Below are 23411 nucleotides of genomic sequence, written 5' to 3'. Positions count from 1 at the left end.
AAAACTTAATAGCTGAAATTACTTTCGACTCTTTAACATTAATAAGACCTCGTTACTGCGAGGTTTTATTAATTAACGCTACGATAGTATGTTTTAATACTATTTGCCCTGTAATCTTTATCAATCCACAACTATATTCATCATCAAGCCATAAAGGCTTTAAAAAGGATTAAACAATGAAAATGGACTTTTTATCAAAATCAGCAGTCAAAATCAGCGCCCTTACTTTAGCTATCGCTGCCACCTCTGCTTGTACGGCTATGACCACAGCCACTGACTCTCAACCGAATGATGCACATACTCAAATGATGGCAAATGCTAACAGTACTGCTATCATTTTAGGCGATAGCGCTATGTCTAGTGGTACTAACGATACCGTCGCTATCGGTAATATGGCGAACGCAGGTCTTAACTCGGCAACCGCTGTCGGTGGTCAAGCGAATGCAGCGGGTTTAGGCTCAACGTCTATCGGCTGGCAGTCCAAAGCCACTGCCGAGCGAGCACAGGCTTTCGGCCATCTAGCCAATGCTAGTGGCGTACGCGCGACCGCAGTTGGTGAAGCGGCCATGGCTGGTGGCACTAATGACACTGTCGCTGTCGGTAACAAAGCCAATGCAGGGCTCAATTCAGCAACTGCCGTCGGTGGTGAAGCCAACGCTGCAGGACTCGGCTCAACCTCTATCGGCTGGCAGTCCAAAGCCACTGCCGAGCGTGCGCAAGCTTTCGGTCATATAGCCAATGCTAGTGGTGTTCGTTCAACCGCAGTCGGTGAAGCTGCCACAGCACAAGGTGCCAATTCGGTAGCGCTAGGCAATAAATCTATGGCAGGCGGCATCAATAGCATCGCCATCGGTAATGGCGCAATGGCGGCTAAAGGCAATCAAGTGGTCTTAGGTAGCGCAGGACAAGTAGCAGCTAGTACAACATCTCAGACAGGCACAGTCAGAATCGTCACTATCGACGACAATGGTACTTTAGGCACTATGCTGGTTGACTACTATAAGTCAGCTCGCTAAGAATAATATCTAGAAAATCATTTGAATATATTTGAATCTCTTAAACCTCGCTATTGCGGGGTTTTTTTAACGATATTGATAAAAATATGACCCGACTCTTATCTAGCTCATATCACTAAACGCTGTATGAATACGATTCAACCCCTCAATAAGCACCTCTTGAGGACAAGCCACATTGAGGCGCATTTTTAGATGTCCCTCAGTACCATATTGAATGCCTGCACTAAGCTCAACTTTGGCAGCTCTAAGCTTGTCATAAAGCGCTTGATCATCCGCGCCATACGCTGAGCAATCGAGCCATATCAAATACGAGGCTTCTGGGCGCATGACTTTGATATCGGGTAGATGCTCTAGTAAAAAACCAAGGGTCAATTCAATATTAGCTTCAATATAAACTAACAGCTGCGCCAGCCAATCCCCGCCCTCTTCATAAGCAGTACGCATCACCTCATAAGCAAATAAATTCAGATCATGCTCATCACCTAAGCGCTGCTGTTGGCTGATTCTATCTATCAACTCCTGATCTTTAGCAAATATTAGTGAGCCTTTAATACCTGCCACATTAAAGGTTTTGGTCATTGAAGTGATGCTCGCCACCTTATGCTCATAGCCTTTTGCTACCCGTAAAAAGGGCGTAAACTCATAACCACTCAAGGTTAAGTCCTGATGAATCTCATCGCTAACTATCGCTACATTATGTTTTTTGCAGATCAACAATAGCGCCTCAAGCTCACTTAGCCTCCATACACGACCACCTGGATTATGCGGGTTACACAGTAAATATAGCTTGACGTCGTGCTCGATAATTTTGGCTTCGATATCAGCCAAGTCTAGATAATATCTGCCTTCACTCTCTTTTAATGTAGAAGTAATAAGTCGTCGGTCATTAACCTGAACCTTCGTCATAAAGGGCGTATAAATAGGATCATTGATCATTACCGCATCGCCAGCCTTGGTAAATACTCTCAACATCAGCGCCAAGCTTGGAACGACACCGTGGGAGAACAGGATATGCTGTTTATCCAATGCCAAATCATAACGACTGCTATGCCATTTAATAATAGTCTTGTACAAAGCCTCAGTAGGTTTGGTATAGCCCAATACGCCATGCTGCACTACTTGCTCAATCGTATCTAGAATGGGCTGCGCGGCTCTAAAATCCATATCAGCCACCCAAAGTGCAATAGTGTCATCGGTATAAGGCCATTTCAGCGATCCAGTATGACGTCTATCAATTATCTCATCAAAGTTGTGCAACATAAGTATTCTCTTAAATAGCTTTGGTTTATCAAAACGGTCATTATGATAGCTTATTCAGCTATCTTCTATTTTAATCAATCCTACCACTGCCTAGTAGCAAGTCTATAGATAACAGTTGTTTATAGTGTGTTATGCTCAAATGAATCATATTTTATTTTACAATTATAATAAATCGATAGGTCATAGTCTTATGAGCAAAATCAAATCCATTATCCGTAAAAATGATAGAAGTATCCCTATTGCAGTCACTTCTGATAGCAAAAATGCCGACAACACCAGTCAAGATATGGCTTCCAAGACCAACATACCCCTAAATACGCCCATAGAGCAAACGCGCTGGAATGGTTGGGGCAATATTGATATTAATAAAAAGGTCTCGCCGCACGGCGCAAAGCTAATCAAATCGCATATCGGTAAAACCAAAAAACTTAAATCTGTCAGCATGCAACAAGTACTTAAAACGGTACCTGAATCGCGCTTGCCTACCGAGGTTACCGATCTTGCTATGGTGTCGGTTGATAGTGAAATAAGGCTTAGACACGCGCGTGGTCAGAGCTTCCCTGATTGGATTGCTATGCATGGCGGCGACTTTGAAGCCTTCCCAGATGGCGTGGCTTTCCCCGAGTCGACCAATGATGTCGAGCAATTACTAAAGCTAGCACAAGAACACGATCTAATCGTCATTCCGTTCGGCGGTGGTACTTCTGTAGTCGGTCATATTAATCCACCCAAAGACGCGCGATCTGTATTAACTGTAGCGATGAGTAAAATGGCCAAGCTCATTGACTTAGATAATGAGAGTCAAATCGCTACCTTTGGTGCCGGCACCCAAGGCCCATCGGTAGAAGCACAACTGGATGAGCACGGTTACCGTTTAGGACATTATCCGCAGTCGTGGGAGCTATCGACGCTTGGCGGCTGGATTGCTGCGCGCTCTAGTGGTCAGCAGTCATTGGGCTATGGGCGTATCGAGCAGATGTTTGCAGGCGGTACGCTCGTCACGCCACAAGGTATATTAACTATCGCTGATATTCCTGCATCATCAGCAGGGCCTGATCTGCGCGAGATGATGATGGGCACTGAAGGCCGTGCAGGTATCTTCACCGAAGTTAAAATGCGCGTACAGCCGCAACCTGAACAAGAGCTATTTAAAGTCGCCTTTTTACCGAATTGGACAGCGGGCAAAGCGGTGCTCAGACAAGCGGTACAGTCTGATATTCGTTTATCTATGCTCCGTCTTAGCAATGCTATCGAGACCAACGCCCATTTGCATTTGGGCACTTCTCCCAGTCAATTTTTAGCGATTAGCACTTACCTAAAAGCGCGTGGTCTTGACTCAGAAAAGGTCATGCTGACCTACGGCGTCTCAGGCGATAAAGCACAGAATAAGTTAGCGCTAACGCAGTTCAACAAACTCTTAAAACAGTATGGCAGCGTTACGGGGAAAATCACTAATATCATGGGTAATGTCTGGGCACATGGACGCTTTAAGTTTCCTTATCTACGCGGTACGCTTTGGGATAAAGGCATCATGGTCGATACCTTTGAGACCGCGACTAACTGGAACAATATCGACCAGCAGATGGAGCAGATGCAGGATGCCGTTCGTAATTCTCTAGCAGATGAAAGTGAAGAAGTCATGGCTTTTACTCATATCTCGCATGTCTATAAACAGGGCGCTAGCCTTTATACCACTTACTTTTTTAGAGCGGCAAAAGATCATGCTAGTACCTTAGCGCGTTGGCAAAAGATTAAAAAAGCTGCCAGCTTAAGTGTCGCTAACGGTAAAGCAACGATATCGCATCAACATGGCGTAGGTCGCGATCATGCGCCTTACTTGGCGGCTGAAAAAGGCGAGCTTGGATTGCAAGTAACTCGTGATATGCTCAAAAGCTTAGACCCTGAGCAGCGTATGAACCCAGGTGTGTTGCTTGAAGAGTAGCATACAAATTAATAAGAGCACCTTATGACTCAAAGCACACAACGCCAGCAAGCATTAGCGCCCCTATCTCGCCGCTCGTCTCACCGATTGTCTCAAACAGAACCTTGGGATATGCTCATCATCGGTGGCGGTATTACGGGTGCGGGCATTGCACGTGAGGCAGCAAGGCGCGGTCTTGCCGTATTACTCATTGAGCAAAAAGACTTTGCTTGGGGTACCTCTAGCCGCTCTAGCAAAATGGTACACGGCGGGCTACGTTATATTGCATCAGGTGATTATAAAACCACTTTGCTTAGCGTACGTGAGCGCGAGCGCATGCTTACAGAGGCAAGCGGTCTGGTTAATGAGATGCACTACGTCATGCCGCACTATAAAGGCAAGTTTCCGCCGCCTTGGATATTTAATACCTTATTAAGGGTCTACGATAGGATAGCGGGCAAGCGCTATTTTAAGTACTTTAAAAAGGACGCTTTTCTAAGTTTAAACCCTAATATCAAGCAAGATAAGTTCTTGGGTGCTAGTCAATTCAGCGATGCCGTTACCGATGATTCACGGCTGGTGATGCGCGTGCTTGATGAAGCCACTCATGATGGCGCTTATGCGATTAACTATTTAAAAGCTGAATCGCTCATCACTAATGAGCAAGGATTAGTCATCGGTGCTAATTTAAAAGACACTGCCGATACAGACTCTACAACCTCTAATAGTAATCAAAATTACAATGTTCACGCCAAAGTCGTCGTCAGTGCCACAGGCGCTTGGGCAGATACTTTGCGCATGCAAGCCAGCAATGAGACGGAGCAAACCTTTCATAAGCAAATCCGTCCCTCGCGCGGTAGTCATTTGGTCGTTAGCCAAGAGCGTTTGCCTATCTATCAAGCCTATACCTTTTTGCATCCTGTTGATAAAAGAGCGGTGTTTGTTTTCCCATGGGAGAACCGTACCGTCCTTGGCACCACCGATTTAGATCACCCACCGCTTAATGATGACGAAGTCGGTATTACTAGCGAAGAGGTCGATTATCTATTGGCCGCGACCAATGATCTGTTTGATGATGCCAAGCTCAATCGAGAGGATGTCATCAGTACGTGGGCAGGCGTGCGTCCGCTGATATCTGATGGCGGCGATGGTAAGCGCGTTAGTCCCAGTAAAGAAAAGCGCGATCACAGCGTCTGGCTCGATAATAACTTAGTAACGGTCAGCGGCGGTAAGCTCACTACCTTTCGCCTAATCGCCCTTGATGTGCTTGAGAAGTGCCAACAAGTGCTAGCGCTCGATGACACAACCATTCAAAACCAAGCAATAAATGGCGATCAAGTCTTTAGCACCGTTGTGCCAACCAATGAAAAATTCGCTACCCTGTCGCCACAGTTGCAGCAGCGCCTATTAGGGTTTTATGGTCTCCAGCTCGATACTTTATTGGAGCTGGCGCACGATGATGACCTAACTTATGTTACCGATAGCAATACTATTTGGGCGGAGCTTCGCTTTGCTGGGCGCTGTGAGCAGGTTATACATTTAGACGATTTATTATTACGTCGTACCCGCTTAGGCTTGATACTGCCGCATGGCGCGATGACACCGCTTATTAGCGCGAGACTAAAGCAAATATGCCAGCAAGAGCTGGGCTGGAATGAGCAAAAGTGGCAACAAGAAGTCGCTCGCTATAATGATTTATGGCAACGCTATTATCACTTGCCTGCGGCTTAGTTTTTTTCGTATCCACATAGTTAAGGACAACTATGACCACCCCCAATGACCCTATCTATTTCTTAGCCATCGACAATGGCACTCAAAGCGTCAGAGCGCTCATCTTTAATCAATTCGGCACTGAGATCGCAAAAGCTCGCGTGCCTATCGAGCCGTATTTCTCCGAGCAGCCCAATTATGCCGAACAGCATGCTGACTACTATTGGCAAAAGCTCTCCGAGGCCTGCCAGCAATTGTGGCAGACCTGCGACATTACGCCCAATCAAATCGCAGGTGTTAGTCTCGCCACCCAGCGCTATACCATGATTTGTCTGGATAAGGATAAACAACCACTACGCCCCGCTATCGTTTGGATGGATTTACGACGCGGCGAAACCAATGATATCGGCTTTCTAAATCCTTTGACCAAAGTCATCGGCATGGGCGAGCTGGTTCAAGAGGCGCAACAAAAAGCCCGCTGCAATTGGCTATCGCAAAATGAGCCTGAGATTTGGGCAAACACTGCCCACTACGTCAACCTATCCGCTTATCTTACCTACCAACTCACTGACAAGCTCATCGATTCAACAGGTCATTGTGTCGGCTATCTACCCTACGACTATAAAGCGCAAACGTGGCTAAAGCCGAGCGACCTTAAATGGCGACTATTTAGTTGTACACTTAAGCAAATGCCAACCCTTATCCCACCAGGCCAGCTATTAGGTGGCATTACTGCCCAAGCCGCTGAAGCTACAGGTATCATTAAAGGTACACCGATGATAGCCGCCGCTAGCGATAAAGCCTGCGAAGCTCTAGGCGCAGCAGGTCTAGAAGCCGATACCGCTTGCTTAAGCTTTGGCACTACCGCTACGATTAATACTATCTCAACCGATTACGTCGAAATCCTCAAGCACATGCCCGCCTATACCGCCGCCGCGCCCCACTACTACAACCACGAGTATATGATCTATCGCGGCTTTTGGATGGTTAGCTGGTTTAAGGAGCAGTTCGCCCACTACGAGCAGCAGCTGGCTAAGACGCAGGGCATCGATACCGAAAAGCTCCTCGACGCAGCGGTCAAAGACATTCCAGCAGGCTGTATGGGGCTGATGATGCAGCCGTATTGGTCGCCAGGCGTGCGTCATCCAGGGCTTGAGGGCAAAGGCGCGCTCATTGGTTTTGGCGATGTGCACACGCGGGCACACGTTTATCGCGCTATTTTGGAAGGGCTGGCCTACGAGCTCAAGCTCGGTTTTGATACTATCGAGAAGCGTACGCGCAAGCCTATCAAACACTTGCGCGTCTCAGGTGGCGGATCCCAAAGCGACTCTGCCATGCAGCTCACCGCCGATATTTTTGGCATGCCCGCTTGCCGTCCGCACACTTTTGAGGCTACGGGATTGGGCGCTGCCATCAACTGCGCGGTCGGTCTCGGCGTCTATCCCGACCATTTATCCGCCACGCAAGCGATGACTCATTTAGGCGATGAATTCTCACCTATTGCAGCCAATGTCCAGCTCTATAAACGTCTTTATAACGAAGTCTATCTAAAGATGTATCAGCGCCTAAAGCCGTTATACCAAAGCATTCAAGATATCACGGGCTACCCTGCGAAGTGAGTTAATCGTCTTGGCTACTCGTAAGGTTAAGTGATTTAGGGTTAGCTAGAGATTGTGATTATTAAGGGTGATGTGATGTTGGAGCTGATCCTGCCATCCGCTATTATCTGCTTAGCCAATGGCGTGCGGACTAAAGTCGCTGGTAGCATTGCTGTTACTCGATATGAGGAGGGAAATAGTAAGTGTCTGGGAGACACTTACCCCGACGCAAGAGAAAATCTATGATCTTCTGAAAAACCTAGCCACCGCAACTTGCCCAGCCCAGCAGGATAACCGCTACTGTCAGGGCTAAACCGCTTTTTAGGGCAACCTCTATAGACAAAGCAAAAGTTGGTTAAGCGTCGTAAGCCGTAGGGTGGGTTAGCATTGTCAAGTTCTCGAAGAGAACGACGACAGGGCGTAACCCACCACTGTATATAGAATAAGCGTTCGGTGATCTACGGTTGAGCTAGCCCATCTTACGTGCTAGGAATATCTTGAATAGCTTTGATCAATATAGATTCATTTAATTCGATAACTTTTACGAAGTTTTTAAAGCTATTCACGTTTTGCGGAATAGCGATTTTAAACTTATAAATATTGCCGCCGTAACCATTTAAAACACCTATGTTTTTACAACTATTATCATTGGAAGTAGGCGCAATAAAACCGCCTTTATCCGCTTTATATAAATAAAGGTAAGAGATAATTTGGTTCATGTCATTTCTATCAATGCTATTGCCAAGCATCCGCTTATATTTAGCATCTAAGATAACTTTATTCTCATCGTTATCTTTAACAAAATCAGGAAACCTTCTAGGATTGCTACCTGTATTTGGTCTAGAAAAAACTTTTATACCACCTTTTAACTGTTTATTTTGAGGATGTAAAAAGCCAATCTTATGCAGCAAGGTGTTTAGATACTCTTCCCATAGCCATGCGCCATCAAACAGAATACCGTGCGCTTTACTATCATTGTCAGCATACTTTAGCCCTTCATATCTAAGTATTTGCATACAGATATTTTGTAGTCCTTTATATTCAAAAAAGTAAGGATGCATAAAAGGTTTTAGGTTATCGTTGATTATGGAACGTCTATCTCTAGCATGATAAGACGGTGTATGCTGAATAATTAAATTGACAAATTTCTGCGTATCGCTATCGACATGCAATACACCCTGCATAACTTCTTTTTGCTTGATAAAATCTATGGTATGACGGATTAATTGAGTAATCCGATTATCAAAACTATGTTCACGCACGTTATAAGCAACGTTTCCTCTAAAAGGAACATTCTGCTTTATGTGAACATTAATATTGATAGCTCCCTTAATGCTAGCGTTATTATATTCTTTCTTTATGTACTGCTTATACAAGCCTTGTGCGAGCGCTTTTTTTAAAAAGTAAGGAAATAAGTAGACTAAAAAGTCAAATAGCGATGATTGCTTTTGACTATGCTTTAAATCAAACAGGTTAATACAAAACACCTTTTGCAGCATATAATGCAAAAAATAATCTTCTACGTTATCAACAGCTTGCGAAAATCGGGATTCAATTTTTAACTGAGTATTATTAATACCGATGAAGCCCATGATATTATTAGTAATCAACGTATTTTCTTCTAATTCAAAAATACAGTCTTTACCTATATCATCATTACTCTTAAGACACTGCGGAAAAACCAATAAATTAGCATGACTTGAAACTAAGCTATTAATACTCTTGTTTGCAACAAGTCTTAGATTAATTTTATCTGTTTGAGATTCCTCTGTCAGCTCTATAGTTTTATTATCAGTCGTTACTAGCATCATAATCAACCATATCATAAGCATTTTTCAGTTGTTCGAGCTGTTGCTCAGAATCAGGATAACCACGCAGATATTCAAATAGTAACGATTGCAAATGATGCATCCAAAGAGCTTCAAAATCTCCATCATAGTTAGTGAGCTTTAAAAAATAGGCAGGCCCAACATGATAAGCTGAATTTAGTCCTTGAATTGATTCTATAGATCCATTAAGAGAGTTCAGTCGTGCTTTGGCTTCCTCTATCCACTCATCTATCTCTCCATCCCACATAGACAGCCTATCTTTTGCCTTGATTTCTCTCCAAGCAAATCGACGACGCATAGCAAAATCAAACGACTCAACGCTGCGGTCAATATCATTCATAGTACCGATTATATATACGTTTTCAGGTACGTAAAACCCGTCTTTAAAGACATCTTCATTAGTTTGCAAGTTGGTATACTGAGTTTTTACCTTACCCTTCTTACCGCGATAACCTGAATCGATTGAAAAGAAAAGCTCACCTAATACTTTGGAAATTTCAGCGCGATTGATTTCATCAAGAATAATGACAAACTTTTTATTCTTATCTGTTACCGAATCTAACCTTAGGTCATAATTAGCTTTTACGTATTCACAGATAGGGATCAAATACGGTTTCCAGTCAGTTACTCTGTCAGTTTCAAGATAAGTTCTAATAAACTGCTTAGTAACAGCCATTTCTGTTTGCTTGACGGTATCTGGTATGACCTTACAATTTTTCTGAGAGTTTATTTCTACTCGAAATGGCTTTTTATGAGAAGGAGTCACAAGTTGTAAGCCGTTTTCAGAAACATCATCGATAAACTTGTGATAAACCTCATCGAAATTACTTAATACTTGATGATTTTCAGTTTTAAGCGCTTCTTTGCAAAAAGCTTTAAAAATACCATCTCTTAATTCAAACCCTACTTCGCCATTCTCATTTTGAACAGGTCTTAATCCTTCCACAAAGTCAGTATAGTCATAAGACGGATGAAACTGTACCAACTCGTAAGTAGCGCCCAGCGCTTTGCAAACTTCTTTAGCAATATAGGTTTTACCAGTACCTGGTGCGCCTGTTAATATTAGGTTTTTGTTAGCTAGCAATAGCTCGCTAACTTCTTGTAGCAAAGGATTGGTGATAGATAACTGAGCATTTGAATTACTTGCTTGTTCATTCATGGTTGTTTTATTAGCAAGTTTAAAGACGTTCTTATAAGCCTCAAACAAGTCACCTTTTAAATCGTTGATAATACTGTAGTAATCAACCAAAGACAGTTTTTGTTTATGATCTAACTCTACTATTCGACCGAATAAGTAATGCTCATCCTTGACAGGGTTTTGAAAGTCGTATTCATTCGTATTTAATTTAAAGCCTCTATTAGCAAGCTTGGCAACCTCATTACTATCTTTCAAAGCTATAAATGCATCCATAAATGGCTTGATATACTCTACCGGCGTCTTTTCCTCTTTAAATCTGACATAAAGCGTATTAAAACCTAAACCATAACCAATTTTATTGTCTGATAAGTAGATATGATACTGAACTTCGGTACCTGCACCTTCGTTGATCGCCCACTCTCTATCTTCGCTATCATATTTGAACAATAACTTTGAGTTGGTGATTCTTTGATTGCCTACCAGCTCTTTTCTAGCAGCAAGAAAGTCTTTTTTCAGACCACCGATGTCTTGATTTATAAAGCTAACTAGATGACCAATGCTATCAATTTTCATAGCACTATTACTTATATAATCTAGCTCTCGCATTGCTTTGGCTAACTCATCACGTAATTTCCATTCAAATAATTTACCTGAAACCTTAGTGCCAAGCATTGTAACTAGCCAATAAGTTTTATCACCCTCTTCTGTTGTTATTTCGAACCTATTCAAACGCTCTTGAACAGCCCTACTAAATCCAGTGATAAACCCACTAATAGAAAAAGGGGATGTATGATATTTATCAGCTAGAAACTTACAGGTTGCTTTATGATCAGGCTCTAAAAAGAAAATGCTTAGCGCATATTTATAGTTATTGGTCATAAAAGTATCGTCAGATAGTATCTTTAGCCATTCCTCCTTAGTTACTTGCGACTCAGAATTATAATCATCACTTCTAACAACTATCTGCTCCATACTTCATTCCTAAAAATTATTTTTATTGTTAAAACCCTAACGCCCCTTAAACTCAGCCGCCCGTCTCTCAACCATCGCCATTGCGCCCTCTTTGGCATCCTCTGAATGAAATAGCGCGGGTAGATAGCTATGAATATTGCCCAATGCTACGCCTGCGCCATTACGCGTGGCGTCTTGTGCTGACGATATCAGCCCTTTTACCCCAAGTGGTGCGGCAGTGCTAATCTCTTTTGCGACGGTTAACGCGCGCGCGTATTCTTCGCCATTGAGCACGACTTCACTGACTAAACCGAGCTTATCAGCGGTTTGCGCGTCGAAGTTTTTGCCTGTTAATAGATACGGCATGGCTTTTTGCCAGCCAGCCGCCGCGACAAATCTTACCGTTGCCCCACCAAAGGGCATGATACCGCGCTGGACTTCCATCTGTGCAAAGTTGCTATTATCACTGACGATGACCACATCGCTATTAAGCATCAGCTCGATACCAGCGGTAAAGCAAGTGCCTTGTATCGCCACCACCACAGGTTTAGTACGCAATTTACCACCGACGCCCCACGGATCGATTTGGCTATCATCAAATACAAACACCCCTTTAGCGACTTTGTCTTGCAGCTCCATCAGATCGAGACCTGCGGTAAAATGCTCACCGTGGGCGAATATCAGCGCACAACGCAGATTATCGTCGTCTTCGTAGTTGGTTAGCGCAACAGAGAGTTGCTTGATCATATGACTATCAAAGGCATTGCGCTTATCCGCGCGATTAAAGCCAATCAAGCAAATGTATCCATCAGTGTCATAAGTAATACGGTTATCGGTGGTCATAGTGCTATCCTTGTCGACGTTGTGATTATTTAGCAAGCGGGCTTTTAATATAGACATCCTAACGCGATTACACAAGTAACAAAGCGCTCTACCATAGCAGTTGGCAATATCACGCTAAAATGATACCGCGCTATTTTCTTTTATAGAGTTGACCTCATTTAGAATTAGTGCAAAGATTGAGCGAATAGCCGCAAGACGCAGAGCACTTTATGGAATTTTGGCACGGGTTTTGTTAATTACGAGCGTGCATCTGCTTGCTGCCGCCTCGCCAGGGCCTGATTTTGTACTGGTTTCACAGCAGACCTTAGCTAAGGGTCGTCGCACTGGTCTAATCTGTAGTCTAGGCATTACCCTCGGTCTTGCCATTCATATTATCTACTCTGTGCTAGGACTGGCTACAATAATTGCGCATTCGCAGCCTCTACTGACGGCTATAAAATGGTTGGGTGGTAGCTATCTTATTTATTTAGGCTGGCAAGGTATCCAAGCTAAGCCAAAAAAAGTATTAGGTGATAGTGATAATAGACCACAACCTATCATCGCCAAAACTGAGACTAAGAATAGAGCGACTCAACCGCTTGCGAACCAGCCAGCTTCAATGGCAAGACCCGTTGTAAATAAAGATCATCAACAAACAGAGTCCACCGTTGCTATCTTGCGCCGTGGCTTTTTTTGTAATGTCTTTAACCCTAAAGCGCCAGTGTATTTTGTGGCAATATTTACTTTAGTATTATCGCCTGATATTCCGCTTTGGCAATTGGCTATTTATGGCGTATGGATGATGGTATTGCAGATGGCATGGTTTAGTACTGTGGTGATGCTGCTATCCATTCCCACTATTCTCAGACGTTTTCAGCGCTTTGAGCATTGGATTGACCGTATATTGGGTAGCGCAATGATTGTATTAGGGTTAAACCTTATTTTTCGCAATCGATAAAACATTAGTGACTCGCAAAATCTGCTAAAATGTCTAGTTATATTCAAACTTTGTAGCCCAATATTATGAACAGCCGAAACAACACTAGTACCCATAAAAACCGCTCACCTGCGACCGCCAAAAAGCTTGGCCAACTGCATCCTCGTAATCCACATCAAGGTCGCTATGACTTTGCAGCTTTGACTCGCGCCCTGCCTGAATTAGCCAAGCATACTATTACCAACCCTAAAGGTGAGTCGACGATTAACTTCTCCGATCACGGGGCGGTGCGCGTGCTGAATCAAGCGCTATTAGCACAATTTTATGGGGTGAAGTTTTGGGATATTCCTGACGGCTATCTGTGTCCACCGATTCCAGGTCGCGCTGATTATATCCATTATATCGCTGACTTATTGGCACAAACGACACATGCGAATAAAGACAGTACCCCGCCGACAGGTAAGCAAATTCATGCCTTAGATATCGGTACAGGTGCTAGCGCGATTTATCCAATTATCGGTAGTCAAAGCTATGGCTGGCGCTTTACTGCCAGCGACATTGATCCAATTTCGGTCAATACCGCAGCCCTTATTTGTGAGACTAACCCTAAGCTAAAAGGCGCAGTAAAAGTTAAACTACAGCCTGAGCCTAAGAGTTTCTTTAAAAATATCATTGGTCGTCAAGATTACTTCGATGTGGTGATCTGTAACCCTCCGTTTCATGCCTCAATGGCAGAAGCAATGGAATCCAATAGCCGCAAGCAACATAACCTGCAACGACATCGCGGCAAAAACGAGAATGAGCAAGTCAGCCGTAGCTCAACCAAATCAGGTAATGCCGCGCAAAACCTAAACTTTGGTGGTCAACATAAAGAGCTGTGGTCTACAGGCGGCGAGATTACTTTTTTGACCAATATGATTAAAGAGAGTGCCAACTTTGCCGAACACGTTGGCTGGTTTACATCACTGGTATCAAAATCAGAGAACGTAAAACCTTTACAGTTATTATTAAAGCAGCTCGATGTTGCGCAGATGCGTATTATTGAGATGAGCCAAGGTCAAAAGAGCACGCGAGTATTGGCATGGCGCTTTACTATGGATGAAGAAGAATAGTTTTGCCTATTAGGTTTCACATGGAACATTAAGTAATCTTGAACTAATCCTTTAAGTTTCATGTGAAACAAAAACACCGCTTTAATGATTAAAGCGGTGTTTTTTATCGGCTGATATTCCTTTAGTCATCGACTCGCTCCCAGAAACTATACTTTTTACCATGCTTGTCATAAAGCGCTTTGATGTAGTTTTGATGCGTCATTAAGGTACTGTAGCTCTCTACTGTGTTGCCAATGCTGGTATTGAATGCAATAAGTTTTTTGCAATAGCGAGCTGCATAACCATAAGCTTTGCTACGACCTTGATCTAATATATCGTCAATCAAACTGCGATAAATAATGACCTTTATAAGATCTGTATTTTCTGGTAAGTCTTTTAGCAACCGCGTCAAGGTCTCATAGTGGATATCATTAAAATCAAGATGACGAGTAACGGCTACTTGATTCGCAAGTATCGTCTCATTTATCTCTAATAATAGTGAAATAGCATCAACAATACTTTCTTGCTGCTCAGCTAATTTATAAGCCGTTTTACGTAATTTTGCTTGCTGCGCTGGGCTAGCAATAGCCATTATTGACTGGAGCCTTTGCGGTGACGCGTGTAGTTCAAATGCTTCGTTAAGTGTGAGCATCTGTGCCTCGCTATTTCCTTGTAAGCGATAAATTTCACTTAGCCAATCCAAACGTTTTAATTGCTCTTGCTTATTTTGCTTACTATTATTTTGCCAGACCTCATTTAAATAATACTCAGCTTTATCAAAAGCCTTATGATCTAGCATAAATGGTAATAGCTCATTCAATTGCTGCGAGGTCATAGCATCTTTAGGATAAATCCGTAAATATACTTTCTCGAACAAAGCCACATTACCCAGTGCCCTAACCAACCCTATCAGCGTCACTTCTGTTTTCAGCTTTTCCTGATGATTTGCTCTACTATGATCGTACGATCTTTTTGTAGATAGACTTTTTATGCTCTCTGATGAATCTTGTTCAAACAAGCTTTCATAATACTGCTCATAGTCCTCAATAAGCCCTGCTATTTCAGACTCTGATAACAGCTGATTAACACCTTCTATTAGCGCTTCTTTAGTAGCGTAAATATGACCAAACCCGTAGTCATTCTCATCAATTAAGGTCTTAATTTTCTGTTGCCACGCTTGACTTAAGATATCCTGCTCATCTATAGGTAAGCTGAGTTTTTCTTGCTCGTAGCATTTACTGGCTACTGTCAGCCAAGACTCAGCAGCACTTCTATAAGTCTTGGCGACCTCGCCATTATCTTCACAGCGCTGTAGACTGCTATTGCTTGATTCAAGGAACAGCTCTAATAGATTCAGACAGATATCAGCTTGTTCAGGATATAAGCTCATAATGTCATCGGCTAAATATTGTAGCTCAGTGGCGAATTCACTGACCCTCCAGTATTCAACGAACGCATGACGACGACGCAGCCCTTTTAAATTCGAAGTCAGCTTTTTGATCAGTTTGGGCGTATCAGATTGCAATAATAGACGCTCTATCTTTTTATCTAACAACTTATCTACGCCTTGTACCTCAGCGACAAAGTTTACTAAAGTGGCTTTGGATAATTTGCTTAGCGCTTCTTTTTGTTCTGTCGTCAGCATAATAAAGCCCCTACTCTTCACCAATAATTATAAATCCTAGCCTATACTTTATATTGTTTCACATGAAACAAAAAAGCCACCTTGCGAGCAAGATGACTTTTATTATAGGTATTTTTACTGTAAATCCAAACCAAATATCTTATTTAGATATCTGCTTTAAATATCTGCTTTAAATATCTAGGTTAGATACGGTCAGCGCATTCTCTTCAATAAAGATACGACGTGGTTCAACATGATCGCCCATCAAGCATGTGAACATATGATCGGCAGCGATTGCATCTTCAATAGTCACGCGCAGCATACGACGGTTTTCAGGATCCATTGTAGTATCCCAGAGCTGATCCGCGTTCATCTCTCCTAGACCTTTATAGCGCTGTACCGATAGACCACGACGCGCATCAAGCATCATTTGCTGCCAGAGATAATCAAAGTCACGTACTGGAATATCTTTATTAGCACTTGTCCCTTCACGGCGAATAAAGGCATCATCTTCTAGCAAAGTATTCCACTCACTCGATAAACGCAGGAGTTTGCTGTACTCGCCTGAATTGATAAAGCTAGCATCTAGCAAATAGTGATGCGCCAATTGATGCACATAAACGGTTATGCGTGGTAACCACTGCGGTCTTTTCGACTCAGTTTCAACATCAGTAACGGTTTCACCATCTACGCTGGCAATCTCAGGCTGTACTTGCGGTTTCATGCCTAACAGATCAGCAGTCACTGCATCAGTAGCCGCAGATACAGGCGCATGAATATCAACCAGCTCAATCTCAGAATTTAGATCAGCCCCAAAAGTATTGAGCTGAACTTGCAGCTTATCCGCCCACTCTTGCATCACACCTTTATCGTAAGTCATATCGGTGCTGAGCTTTGGCGTATGCGTTAGCGCGTCTAATAAAACAGCGGGATAGCGAATCTGCAATCGCGCTTTAATCAGCTGAGTCTGGTTATAGTCGTTCAGCAAAGTTTCAAGCGCTTGACCTGTAATAGCAGGCGCATCCGCACTGATATGTAGCTTAGTATTATCAATCGTTGATGATAATAGATAAGCTTTTAGCGCTTCATCGTCTTTAAGGTACAGCTCTTGACGACCTTTTTTGACTTTATAAAGCGGTGGCTGAGCGATATAAATATAGCCGCGTTCAATCAACTCAGGCGTTTGACGGAAAAAGAACGTCAATAGCAAGGTTCTGATGTGTGAACCATCAACGTCCGCATCGGTCATAATAATAATTTTATGATAGCGGGCCTTATCAGGGTTATACTCATCAGGACCAATACCACAGCCAAGCGCGGTAATTAAGTTACCAACCTCAGCTGAAGACAGCATCTTATCAAAGCGTGCGCGCTCAACGTTCAGGATTTTACCTTTGAGCGGTAAAATAGCCTGTGTCTTACGGCTACGACCTTGTTTGGCACTACCGCCAGCTGAGTCCCCTTCCACTATGTATAACTCTGATAATGCAGGATCTTTTTCTTGGCAATCAGCCAACTTACCAGGCAAACCTGCAATATCCAAAGTGGTTTTACGACGGGTCATTTCACGCGCTTTACGAGCAGCATCACGGGCACGAGCGGCGTCAATAATCTTGCCAGCGATCGCTTTACCAGCGCCTGGATTCTCTTGTAAATAGTCATTAAACTTATCATGCATCGCTGATTCGACAGCAGACTTAACTTCGCTTGAGACCAGCTTATCTTTAGTTTGACTGGAGAACTTAGGATCAGGTACTTTTACTGAGACGATAGCCGTCAAGCCTTCACGAGCATCATCACCAGTGGCAACGACTTTTTCTTTTTTAAATAAATTCTCGCGATCCATATAAGTATTTAGACAGCGCGTTAATGCCGAGCGAAAGCCTGATAGATGGGTACCGCCATCGCGCTGTGGAATATTATTGGTAAAGCACAGCACTTTTTCGTTATAAGTATCCGTCCACTGCAGTGCAACTTCAACACTGATGCCGTCATCTTGCTCACTGGTAAAGTGAAATATCTCATTGACGTTATCTTTGCCTGCGTTAATGTAGCTGACAAACTCAGATAGGCCGCCTTTGTGCTCAAACTCATGACGCTTATCGATGCGCTCATCAGTTAAGACAATACGCACGCCTGAGTTCAAAAATGACAACTCGCGTAGACGCTTGGCTAAAATATCGTATTCAAAGATAGTACCTGTGAACACGTCATTGCTCGGATAAAAACGAATTTGTGTGCCCGTTCTATCGGTAGCTTCTTGTTGTTCGATATCAGCGTCAGGTACCCCATCAGTATAAGTCTGATGGTAATGGAAGCCTTCACGCCAGATATTCATCTCTAAATGTTTAGACAGCGCATTCACCACCGATACGCCAACCCCATGCAAGCCGCCTGACACTTTATAGCTATTATCATCGAACTTACCACCAGCATGCAGTACAGTCATAATAACCTGAGCCGCTGACACACCTTCTTCTGGATGGATATCCACAGGCACACCGCGACCATTATCCATAACGCTGACTGACTCATCTTCATGAATGATGATATCGATCTGATCACAGTGACCAGCAAGCGCTTCATCGATAGAGTTATCAACGACTTCAAAGACCATATGATGCAAGCCTGTGCCATCATCGGTATCGCCAATGTACATCCCAGGACGCACGCGCACGGCCTCTAAGCCGCGCAGTACACGGATATCTTTAGAACTATAGTCGGATGGGACTGTTCCAGAAGCGCTTATTTCAGAAACAGTATCAGGGGCGATGATTTGAACGCTAGTCTCTGTCAATACTTGCTCATTATCAGTAGGTAATGAATCACTCATGTGCATTCCTTAATCAAGCCATAATCAGCGATTCGACACCGCTATACATTTCAATGTACTGCCGTAATCTCATCTAAGATTTAGCTTATCAACGTTAATATCTTTGAATAAAGTATGATGTCACTATACAAAAACTAAATAATTTCGGGCTAGTCAGCCAATGCTTTATTTTTAACTTATCAAGACACTGACTAAAGGCTAATTATTAAAATAAAAGCTTTTATTATCAATTGTGTATACTCTTAATGAGTTGAATAATCAATAATATAAAACTATCTACAGACCTACTTAAAATAGGACGAAAACGAAGGTTCATTTTAGCATTTTTCTGGGCTTAAGTCACTGTTTACCAGCGATATTATAAAGATAGCTAGGCTTAAATTTTATAGAAAACAAGCTAGTATCAACAGTGCCAATTTGGGAGGGAATAATTGCGGATGAGCAAATAAAAAGGTCATATAAGTATTTGCTTGATGATTGAATCGTCTTCATCAACCTGTCGTCATTAACCTATAGTAAGCTGCCCTTGTTTCATGTGAAACACATTAGGGTTAGACCAGTATTTAGTGATAAGTGGTAGCACATCCTCTGTTAGGCTTGTGATAAATACTTGGCAAGGTAGCGTTGATAAAGTGGCCAATAAGATATCCAAAGCTTTATCGTCAAGCTCTGCAGTAATATCGTCTAATAAAACTACTGGTGTTGCTTGTCGCTGTGTTGTTGTATTAACTTTCTTTATCACATCATCTCTCATACTTGATTTAAACACATTATCTAACGACATTACTTGATCAGTATCATTCAATAATAGTGGTAATTGTGACAGTCTTAATGCGGTAATAAGCAGCTTCTTTTCACCGCGCGATAATACATTAGCCGCCTGCTCTTTTATTACTGGCAGCTTACTGACCTTATCCACAGGAACATCACTGATGCTGTTAGCCGATGTTTCGTTGTCCGCTGTATTCTGTAGTTGATCTATCTTGTTAAAGCTATTCGAGCGCCAATGAACATGTATATCCGCACGGTGACTGCCTATACGCGTATAGCCAAGCTGTAGGTCTTGCGATAAGCGCTCGTGCAACTGCGCATCGAGAGCGATGCTAGTATCATAACCTGCATTATAAGTTAAGCTCAGTTGCTCAGCATAATTGGGCAGTAGCTGCTTAATACTAGCCTCAAAGTAAGGCTGCCATGCTCTAAAGACGCTTTCACGGTAGTGATGAATCAATGCAGCGTGATTGGCAAAGCCTTTATCCCAGGCTTTGAGCTCATTAAGCTGTGCGGATGTTAGGGTGCTAGCTTGTTTGAGCAAACTATTGCGTTGTTTCAACAGACGCTGATATGCCACCCACTGTGAATGGAACCCTGGTTTCATGTGAAACACTAGCCAATCAAGCAATTGACGTCGACTGGCACTCCCCTGCTCTAACATATCCATTGATGAGGGATCTATCAGTAGCGTTGGTAATTGCTCAGTAAGTATGCTTTGGTTATAAACAGTAGATTGATTGAGGCGCAGGATAGTTGTGGCATCAGTCTGTTTTTGAATAGCTGCAGTACTACCGTCAGCGAGCCTAGCATGGACAGTAGTCGCTTGCTTATGATGTTGTATATAGCGTTTGGGCTGATGATGACGAAAGCTCTTGCCACGTGATAATAAGAATACAGACTCAAGCAATGAAGTCTTACCACTACCGTTGACTCCAATAATGACATTGCATTGAGCCGCTTGCATATCTACTTGCTCAAGATTGCGTAAATGCGAGACTTGTAAGCGTTCAATCATAGCTACTATAACCGTCCCTGTTTATCAATCGTCACAATCTCAATGGCTATTTTAATCACAAAACTCTTAACTAAAAACTTTTAACCAAAACACTCAACAACAATAAACAAACCTTTGTTTATTTGTCGTACTTATATACGCATTGGCATAATGACATATTGATGAAACTCATCGTTAAGCTGATTGACCAGTACAGAGGCATTAGACTGACTCATATGCATTTGCAAATCGCCTTGGATGACGCCTAACACATCTTGCAGATATGCCGCATTAAAAGACAGTTCCATCGGCTCACCTTGATACTTAGCTTGAATCATCTCGACCGCTTCATCTTGCTCAGCATTATTAGCACGAATCTCAACCATACCATCACTAGCAAAATTAAACACGACGCCGCGTGACTTCTCGTTACTCAAAATAGCAACTCGACGCAAAACATCAGACATCTTTTCCTGACTAAACAAAGCTAGTTTATCGGTATTACTTGGCATTACCCGACGATAATCAGGGAATTTACCATCGATAAGACGCGCAGTGAAGGTTACCATCAAGTCTTGACTCACTTGACCCATACTATCAACGTCGCCAAAGGGCAAGCTCACTTGCAAAAACTCACGACCAAAGCTTAGCGTAACGTTATTATCCTTATCACTCAGCATTTTACCTAATTCTGTCGCTAAACGCTCAAGTTCGATCACTGCCTTACGCGGCAAAATAGCCTGCATGTTTAGCTCACTGCTGACATCGATAACGCTACGAGCCAGTGCCAGTCTATGCCCGTCAGTCGCGACAGTTGTTAGCTGCTGCCCTGAGATATCAAACAACATACCTGTCAGATAATAACGCACATCTTGAATAGCCATAGCAAACTGAGTTTTGTGAATCAAGTCAACAAGGCGATTACGACTCATCGTAAGCGGCGTAATATTCTCAGGGTTACCTAGACTTGGATAATCCTCACTCGGCAAAGTTCCTAAGGTAAAACGGCTCTTACCACTGGTTAGTAGACAACGCTCATTTTCTTGCGTAGCAAGATTAATCAGCGCTTGAGCTGGCAATGACTTACAAATATCTCTTAATTTAGTTGCTGGTAGGGTAGTTGTACCTTCTTCAATACAAGCCCCGATTGGTAGTTTAAGCGTTGAGGTCAGCTCAACCTCTAAATCAGAGGCAGTCAAGATCAGCTCAGACTCAGATAACTGCAGCTTTATATTGCCTAGAATCACCATATTATGGCGCTTATCGGCGGCTTTGGCGATTAAGTTGATAGCTTTTAACAATGACTCTCGATTGATTGATAATTGCATGTGTATTTCTCTTATTAATAATGCTTTTCTGTGAAATATTTTTATGATTATAAACCATATCTAAGCGCTAAAACATAGCAAAACTAATGACTATCGCATAGTACTACAACTGATACTACCCAGCTTGTAGCATCATCGCTAAAGCTTTGTAGTCTTTATCAAAGGCAGGGTCTGCGGCGCGTAGTTCAGCGACTTTATCGCAGCCATGCATCACTGTTGTATGGTCACGACCACCAAAAGATTGACCAATATCTGGATAGCTATCGCCCGTCAGCTCCCGTGATAGCGCCATGGCTATTTGTCTTGGCCGGGCAATTGTGCGCGTACGTTTGCGCCCCATTAGATCCTTTACGGTTATATCGTAATACTCAGCGACTACTTTACGGATATTATCCATATTAACCGCTTGCACGCGCATAGCTACGATATCTTTTAACGCATACTGTACCATCTCAAGGGTAATAGGGGCGCCTGTCAAATTAGCATTAGCAAATACTTGGTTTAAGGCACCCTCCAAACGTCTAACGTTAGAAACTACGTTTTGTGCGATAAACAAAGCACACTCTTTTGGTAGCAACATTCCGTAAGAATCAGCCTTCTTTTGCAGGATCTGTACCCGAGTATCGATCTCAGGTGGCTCTACTGCGACTGTCAAGCCCCAAGAAAAACGCGATCGAAAGCGCTCATCAAATTCAGTCATTTGTGAAGGATGGCGATCTGAGGCTAGTATCAGCTGCTTGTCGCCACTGGTAAAATCAGCAAATAAAGTTAAAAACTCATTACTACTTTTAGTCTTTCCTGCAAGCACATGAATATCATCTACAATTAATAGATCTACTTTTTTTATTTTCTTTTTAAAATCTTCTATTTTATTATTTCTTAATGAGTAAACTAATTGATTAATAAATTTCTCAGAAGTGAAATAATAAAAACTTCTATTATTTTTTAAATAGCGCTGAGCTACAGAATGCATTAAATGAGTTTTCCCCAAACCTGAAGGTCCGTATATAAATAAAGGATTATGACGATTTTTTGATTGTGGTTTGGTAAGCTCATAACAAGCCTTGTAAGCTAAGTTGTTAGACTTGCCTGTGACGAAGGTTTCAAAGGTAAAATCAGGATTGAGATAGCTCAGGGATTTAATGTCAGCTGAGTCAATCAGTGCCGCTTGCGAGGTATTTACTTGCTGCTTATTATTTAAGTCCTTAGCGTTATTATCTGAACTCGCTAGGGTAGGGGAGAGCTGGTTGCCTGTAAACAACGAAGTAGAAGACGTTTCGTTATTATCTATCGTTCCTGTTTCACTAGCATCGACATTTTGAGCATTACTATGACTATTATTATCTACACGAACCACCACCTCTTCAATACTGTTTTGACTGTGTTTGATAACTAACTGCTCAATATCTGCTAGATGGTTCTTTTTTATGTAAGTAACGAAGTAGTCGTTAGGCGCTCTAATGATTAGCGTTTGCTCTTCTTTATGTACTGACAAAGGTCTTAGCCACATCGTAAAAACGTTATCTTTCACACGATAACGTAGATCGTCTAAGCATTTGTCCCAAAGTATAGCGGTATCTATCAT

15 protein-coding genes are annotated in these 23411 nt (G+C 42.6%); 6 read left to right on the top strand and 9 right to left on the bottom strand.

The features are described from left to right. The first annotated feature begins 176 nt into the window (after positions 1-176). Positions 177-1016, top strand: a complete 840-nt coding sequence (locus Q9G97_RS00075; RefSeq protein ID WP_305899227.1) for a hypothetical protein — start codon at positions 177-179, stop codon at positions 1014-1016. A gap of 102 nt (positions 1017-1118) precedes the next feature. On the opposite strand, the gene Q9G97_RS00070 is transcribed toward Q9G97_RS00075, so the two are convergent. Beyond that, positions 1119-2276 (bottom strand): MalY/PatB family protein, encoded by a 1158-nt coding sequence (locus tag Q9G97_RS00070; protein ID WP_305899226.1) that lies wholly within the window; start codon positions 2274-2276, stop codon positions 1119-1121. A gap of 190 nt (positions 2277-2466) precedes the next feature. Between Q9G97_RS00070 and Q9G97_RS00065 the strand changes: the two genes are divergently transcribed. Genes Q9G97_RS00065 through Q9G97_RS00055 form a run of 3 tightly spaced genes read left to right on the top strand, consistent with a single transcriptional unit; the run spans position 2467 to position 7526 of the window. Then, the gene (locus tag Q9G97_RS00065) at positions 2467-4218 is read left to right on the top strand and encodes an FAD-binding oxidoreductase (protein WP_305899225.1); all 1752 of its coding nucleotides are present in this window, start codon (positions 2467-2469) and stop codon (positions 4216-4218) included. Positions 4219-4242: 24 nt separating this feature from the next. After that, positions 4243-5928, top strand: coding sequence for a glycerol-3-phosphate dehydrogenase/oxidase (locus tag Q9G97_RS00060; RefSeq protein WP_305899224.1), 1686 nt, complete (start codon positions 4243-4245; stop codon positions 5926-5928). 32 nt (positions 5929-5960) lie between these two features. Next, positions 5961-7526: an FGGY-family carbohydrate kinase gene (locus tag Q9G97_RS00055; RefSeq protein WP_305899223.1), complete on the top strand. Its 1566-nt coding sequence runs from the start codon at positions 5961-5963 to the stop codon at positions 7524-7526. Positions 7527-7984: 458 nt separating this feature from the next. Here the strand turns inward: Q9G97_RS00055 and Q9G97_RS00050 are convergent, their stop codons facing one another. Genes Q9G97_RS00050 through Q9G97_RS00040 form a run of 3 tightly spaced genes read right to left on the bottom strand, consistent with a single transcriptional unit; the run spans position 7985 to position 12266 of the window. Next, positions 7985-9316 (bottom strand): McrC family protein, encoded by a 1332-nt coding sequence (locus Q9G97_RS00050; RefSeq protein ID WP_305899222.1) that lies wholly within the window; start codon positions 9314-9316, stop codon positions 7985-7987. Beyond that, on the bottom strand, positions 9297-11444 hold the full coding sequence (locus tag Q9G97_RS00045; protein WP_305899221.1) for an McrB family protein: 2148 nt from the start codon (positions 11442-11444) through the stop codon (positions 9297-9299). The genes Q9G97_RS00050 and Q9G97_RS00045 overlap by 20 nt, the downstream gene beginning before the upstream one ends. A gap of 36 nt (positions 11445-11480) precedes the next feature. Next, positions 11481-12266 carry a crotonase/enoyl-CoA hydratase family protein gene (locus Q9G97_RS00040; protein WP_305899220.1) on the bottom strand — a complete coding sequence of 262 codons (786 nt, stop codon included), beginning with the start codon at positions 12264-12266 and terminating at the stop codon, positions 11481-11483. 229 nt (positions 12267-12495) lie between these two features. Between Q9G97_RS00040 and Q9G97_RS00035 the strand changes: the two genes are divergently transcribed. Continuing rightward, complete coding sequence (locus tag Q9G97_RS00035; protein ID WP_305899219.1) at positions 12496-13203, top strand: LysE family translocator; 708 nt, start codon at positions 12496-12498, stop codon at positions 13201-13203. Positions 13204-13268: 65 nt separating this feature from the next. Then, on the top strand, positions 13269-14294 hold the full coding sequence (rlmF, locus tag Q9G97_RS00030; RefSeq protein WP_305899218.1) for a 23S rRNA (adenine(1618)-N(6))-methyltransferase RlmF: 1026 nt from the start codon (positions 13269-13271) through the stop codon (positions 14292-14294). Between the two features lie 121 nt (positions 14295-14415). On the opposite strand, the gene Q9G97_RS00025 is transcribed toward rlmF, so the two are convergent. The 5 genes from Q9G97_RS00025 to dnaA all read right to left on the bottom strand — a co-directional run bounded on the left by Q9G97_RS00025 (position 14416) and on the right by dnaA (position 23411). Further along, positions 14416-15918 (bottom strand): DUF6880 family protein, encoded by a 1503-nt coding sequence (locus tag Q9G97_RS00025; RefSeq protein WP_305899217.1) that lies wholly within the window; start codon positions 15916-15918, stop codon positions 14416-14418. 169 nt (positions 15919-16087) lie between these two features. Then, positions 16088-18730 (bottom strand): DNA topoisomerase (ATP-hydrolyzing) subunit B, encoded by a 2643-nt coding sequence (gyrB, locus tag Q9G97_RS00020; protein ID WP_305899216.1) that lies wholly within the window; start codon positions 18728-18730, stop codon positions 16088-16090. A 505-nt stretch (positions 18731-19235) separates the two neighbouring features. After that, positions 19236-20519 (bottom strand): DNA replication/repair protein RecF, encoded by a 1284-nt coding sequence (locus Q9G97_RS00015; protein WP_305899215.1) that lies wholly within the window; start codon positions 20517-20519, stop codon positions 19236-19238. 131 nt (positions 20520-20650) lie between these two features. Then, complete coding sequence (gene dnaN, locus Q9G97_RS00010; RefSeq protein WP_305899214.1) at positions 20651-21826, bottom strand: DNA polymerase III subunit beta; 1176 nt, start codon at positions 21824-21826, stop codon at positions 20651-20653. A 115-nt stretch (positions 21827-21941) separates the two neighbouring features. Continuing rightward, the gene (gene dnaA / locus Q9G97_RS00005) at positions 21942-23411 is read right to left on the bottom strand and encodes a chromosomal replication initiator protein DnaA (protein WP_201570715.1); all 1470 of its coding nucleotides are present in this window, start codon (positions 23409-23411) and stop codon (positions 21942-21944) included.

The sequence above is a fragment of the Psychrobacter sp. M13 genome (assembly GCF_030718935.1).
Lineage (GTDB): Bacteria > Pseudomonadota > Gammaproteobacteria > Pseudomonadales > Moraxellaceae > Psychrobacter > Psychrobacter immobilis_G.
The sequence above is the reverse complement of the archived record's forward strand: the minus strand, read 5'-3'. Positions and strand labels throughout refer to the sequence as shown.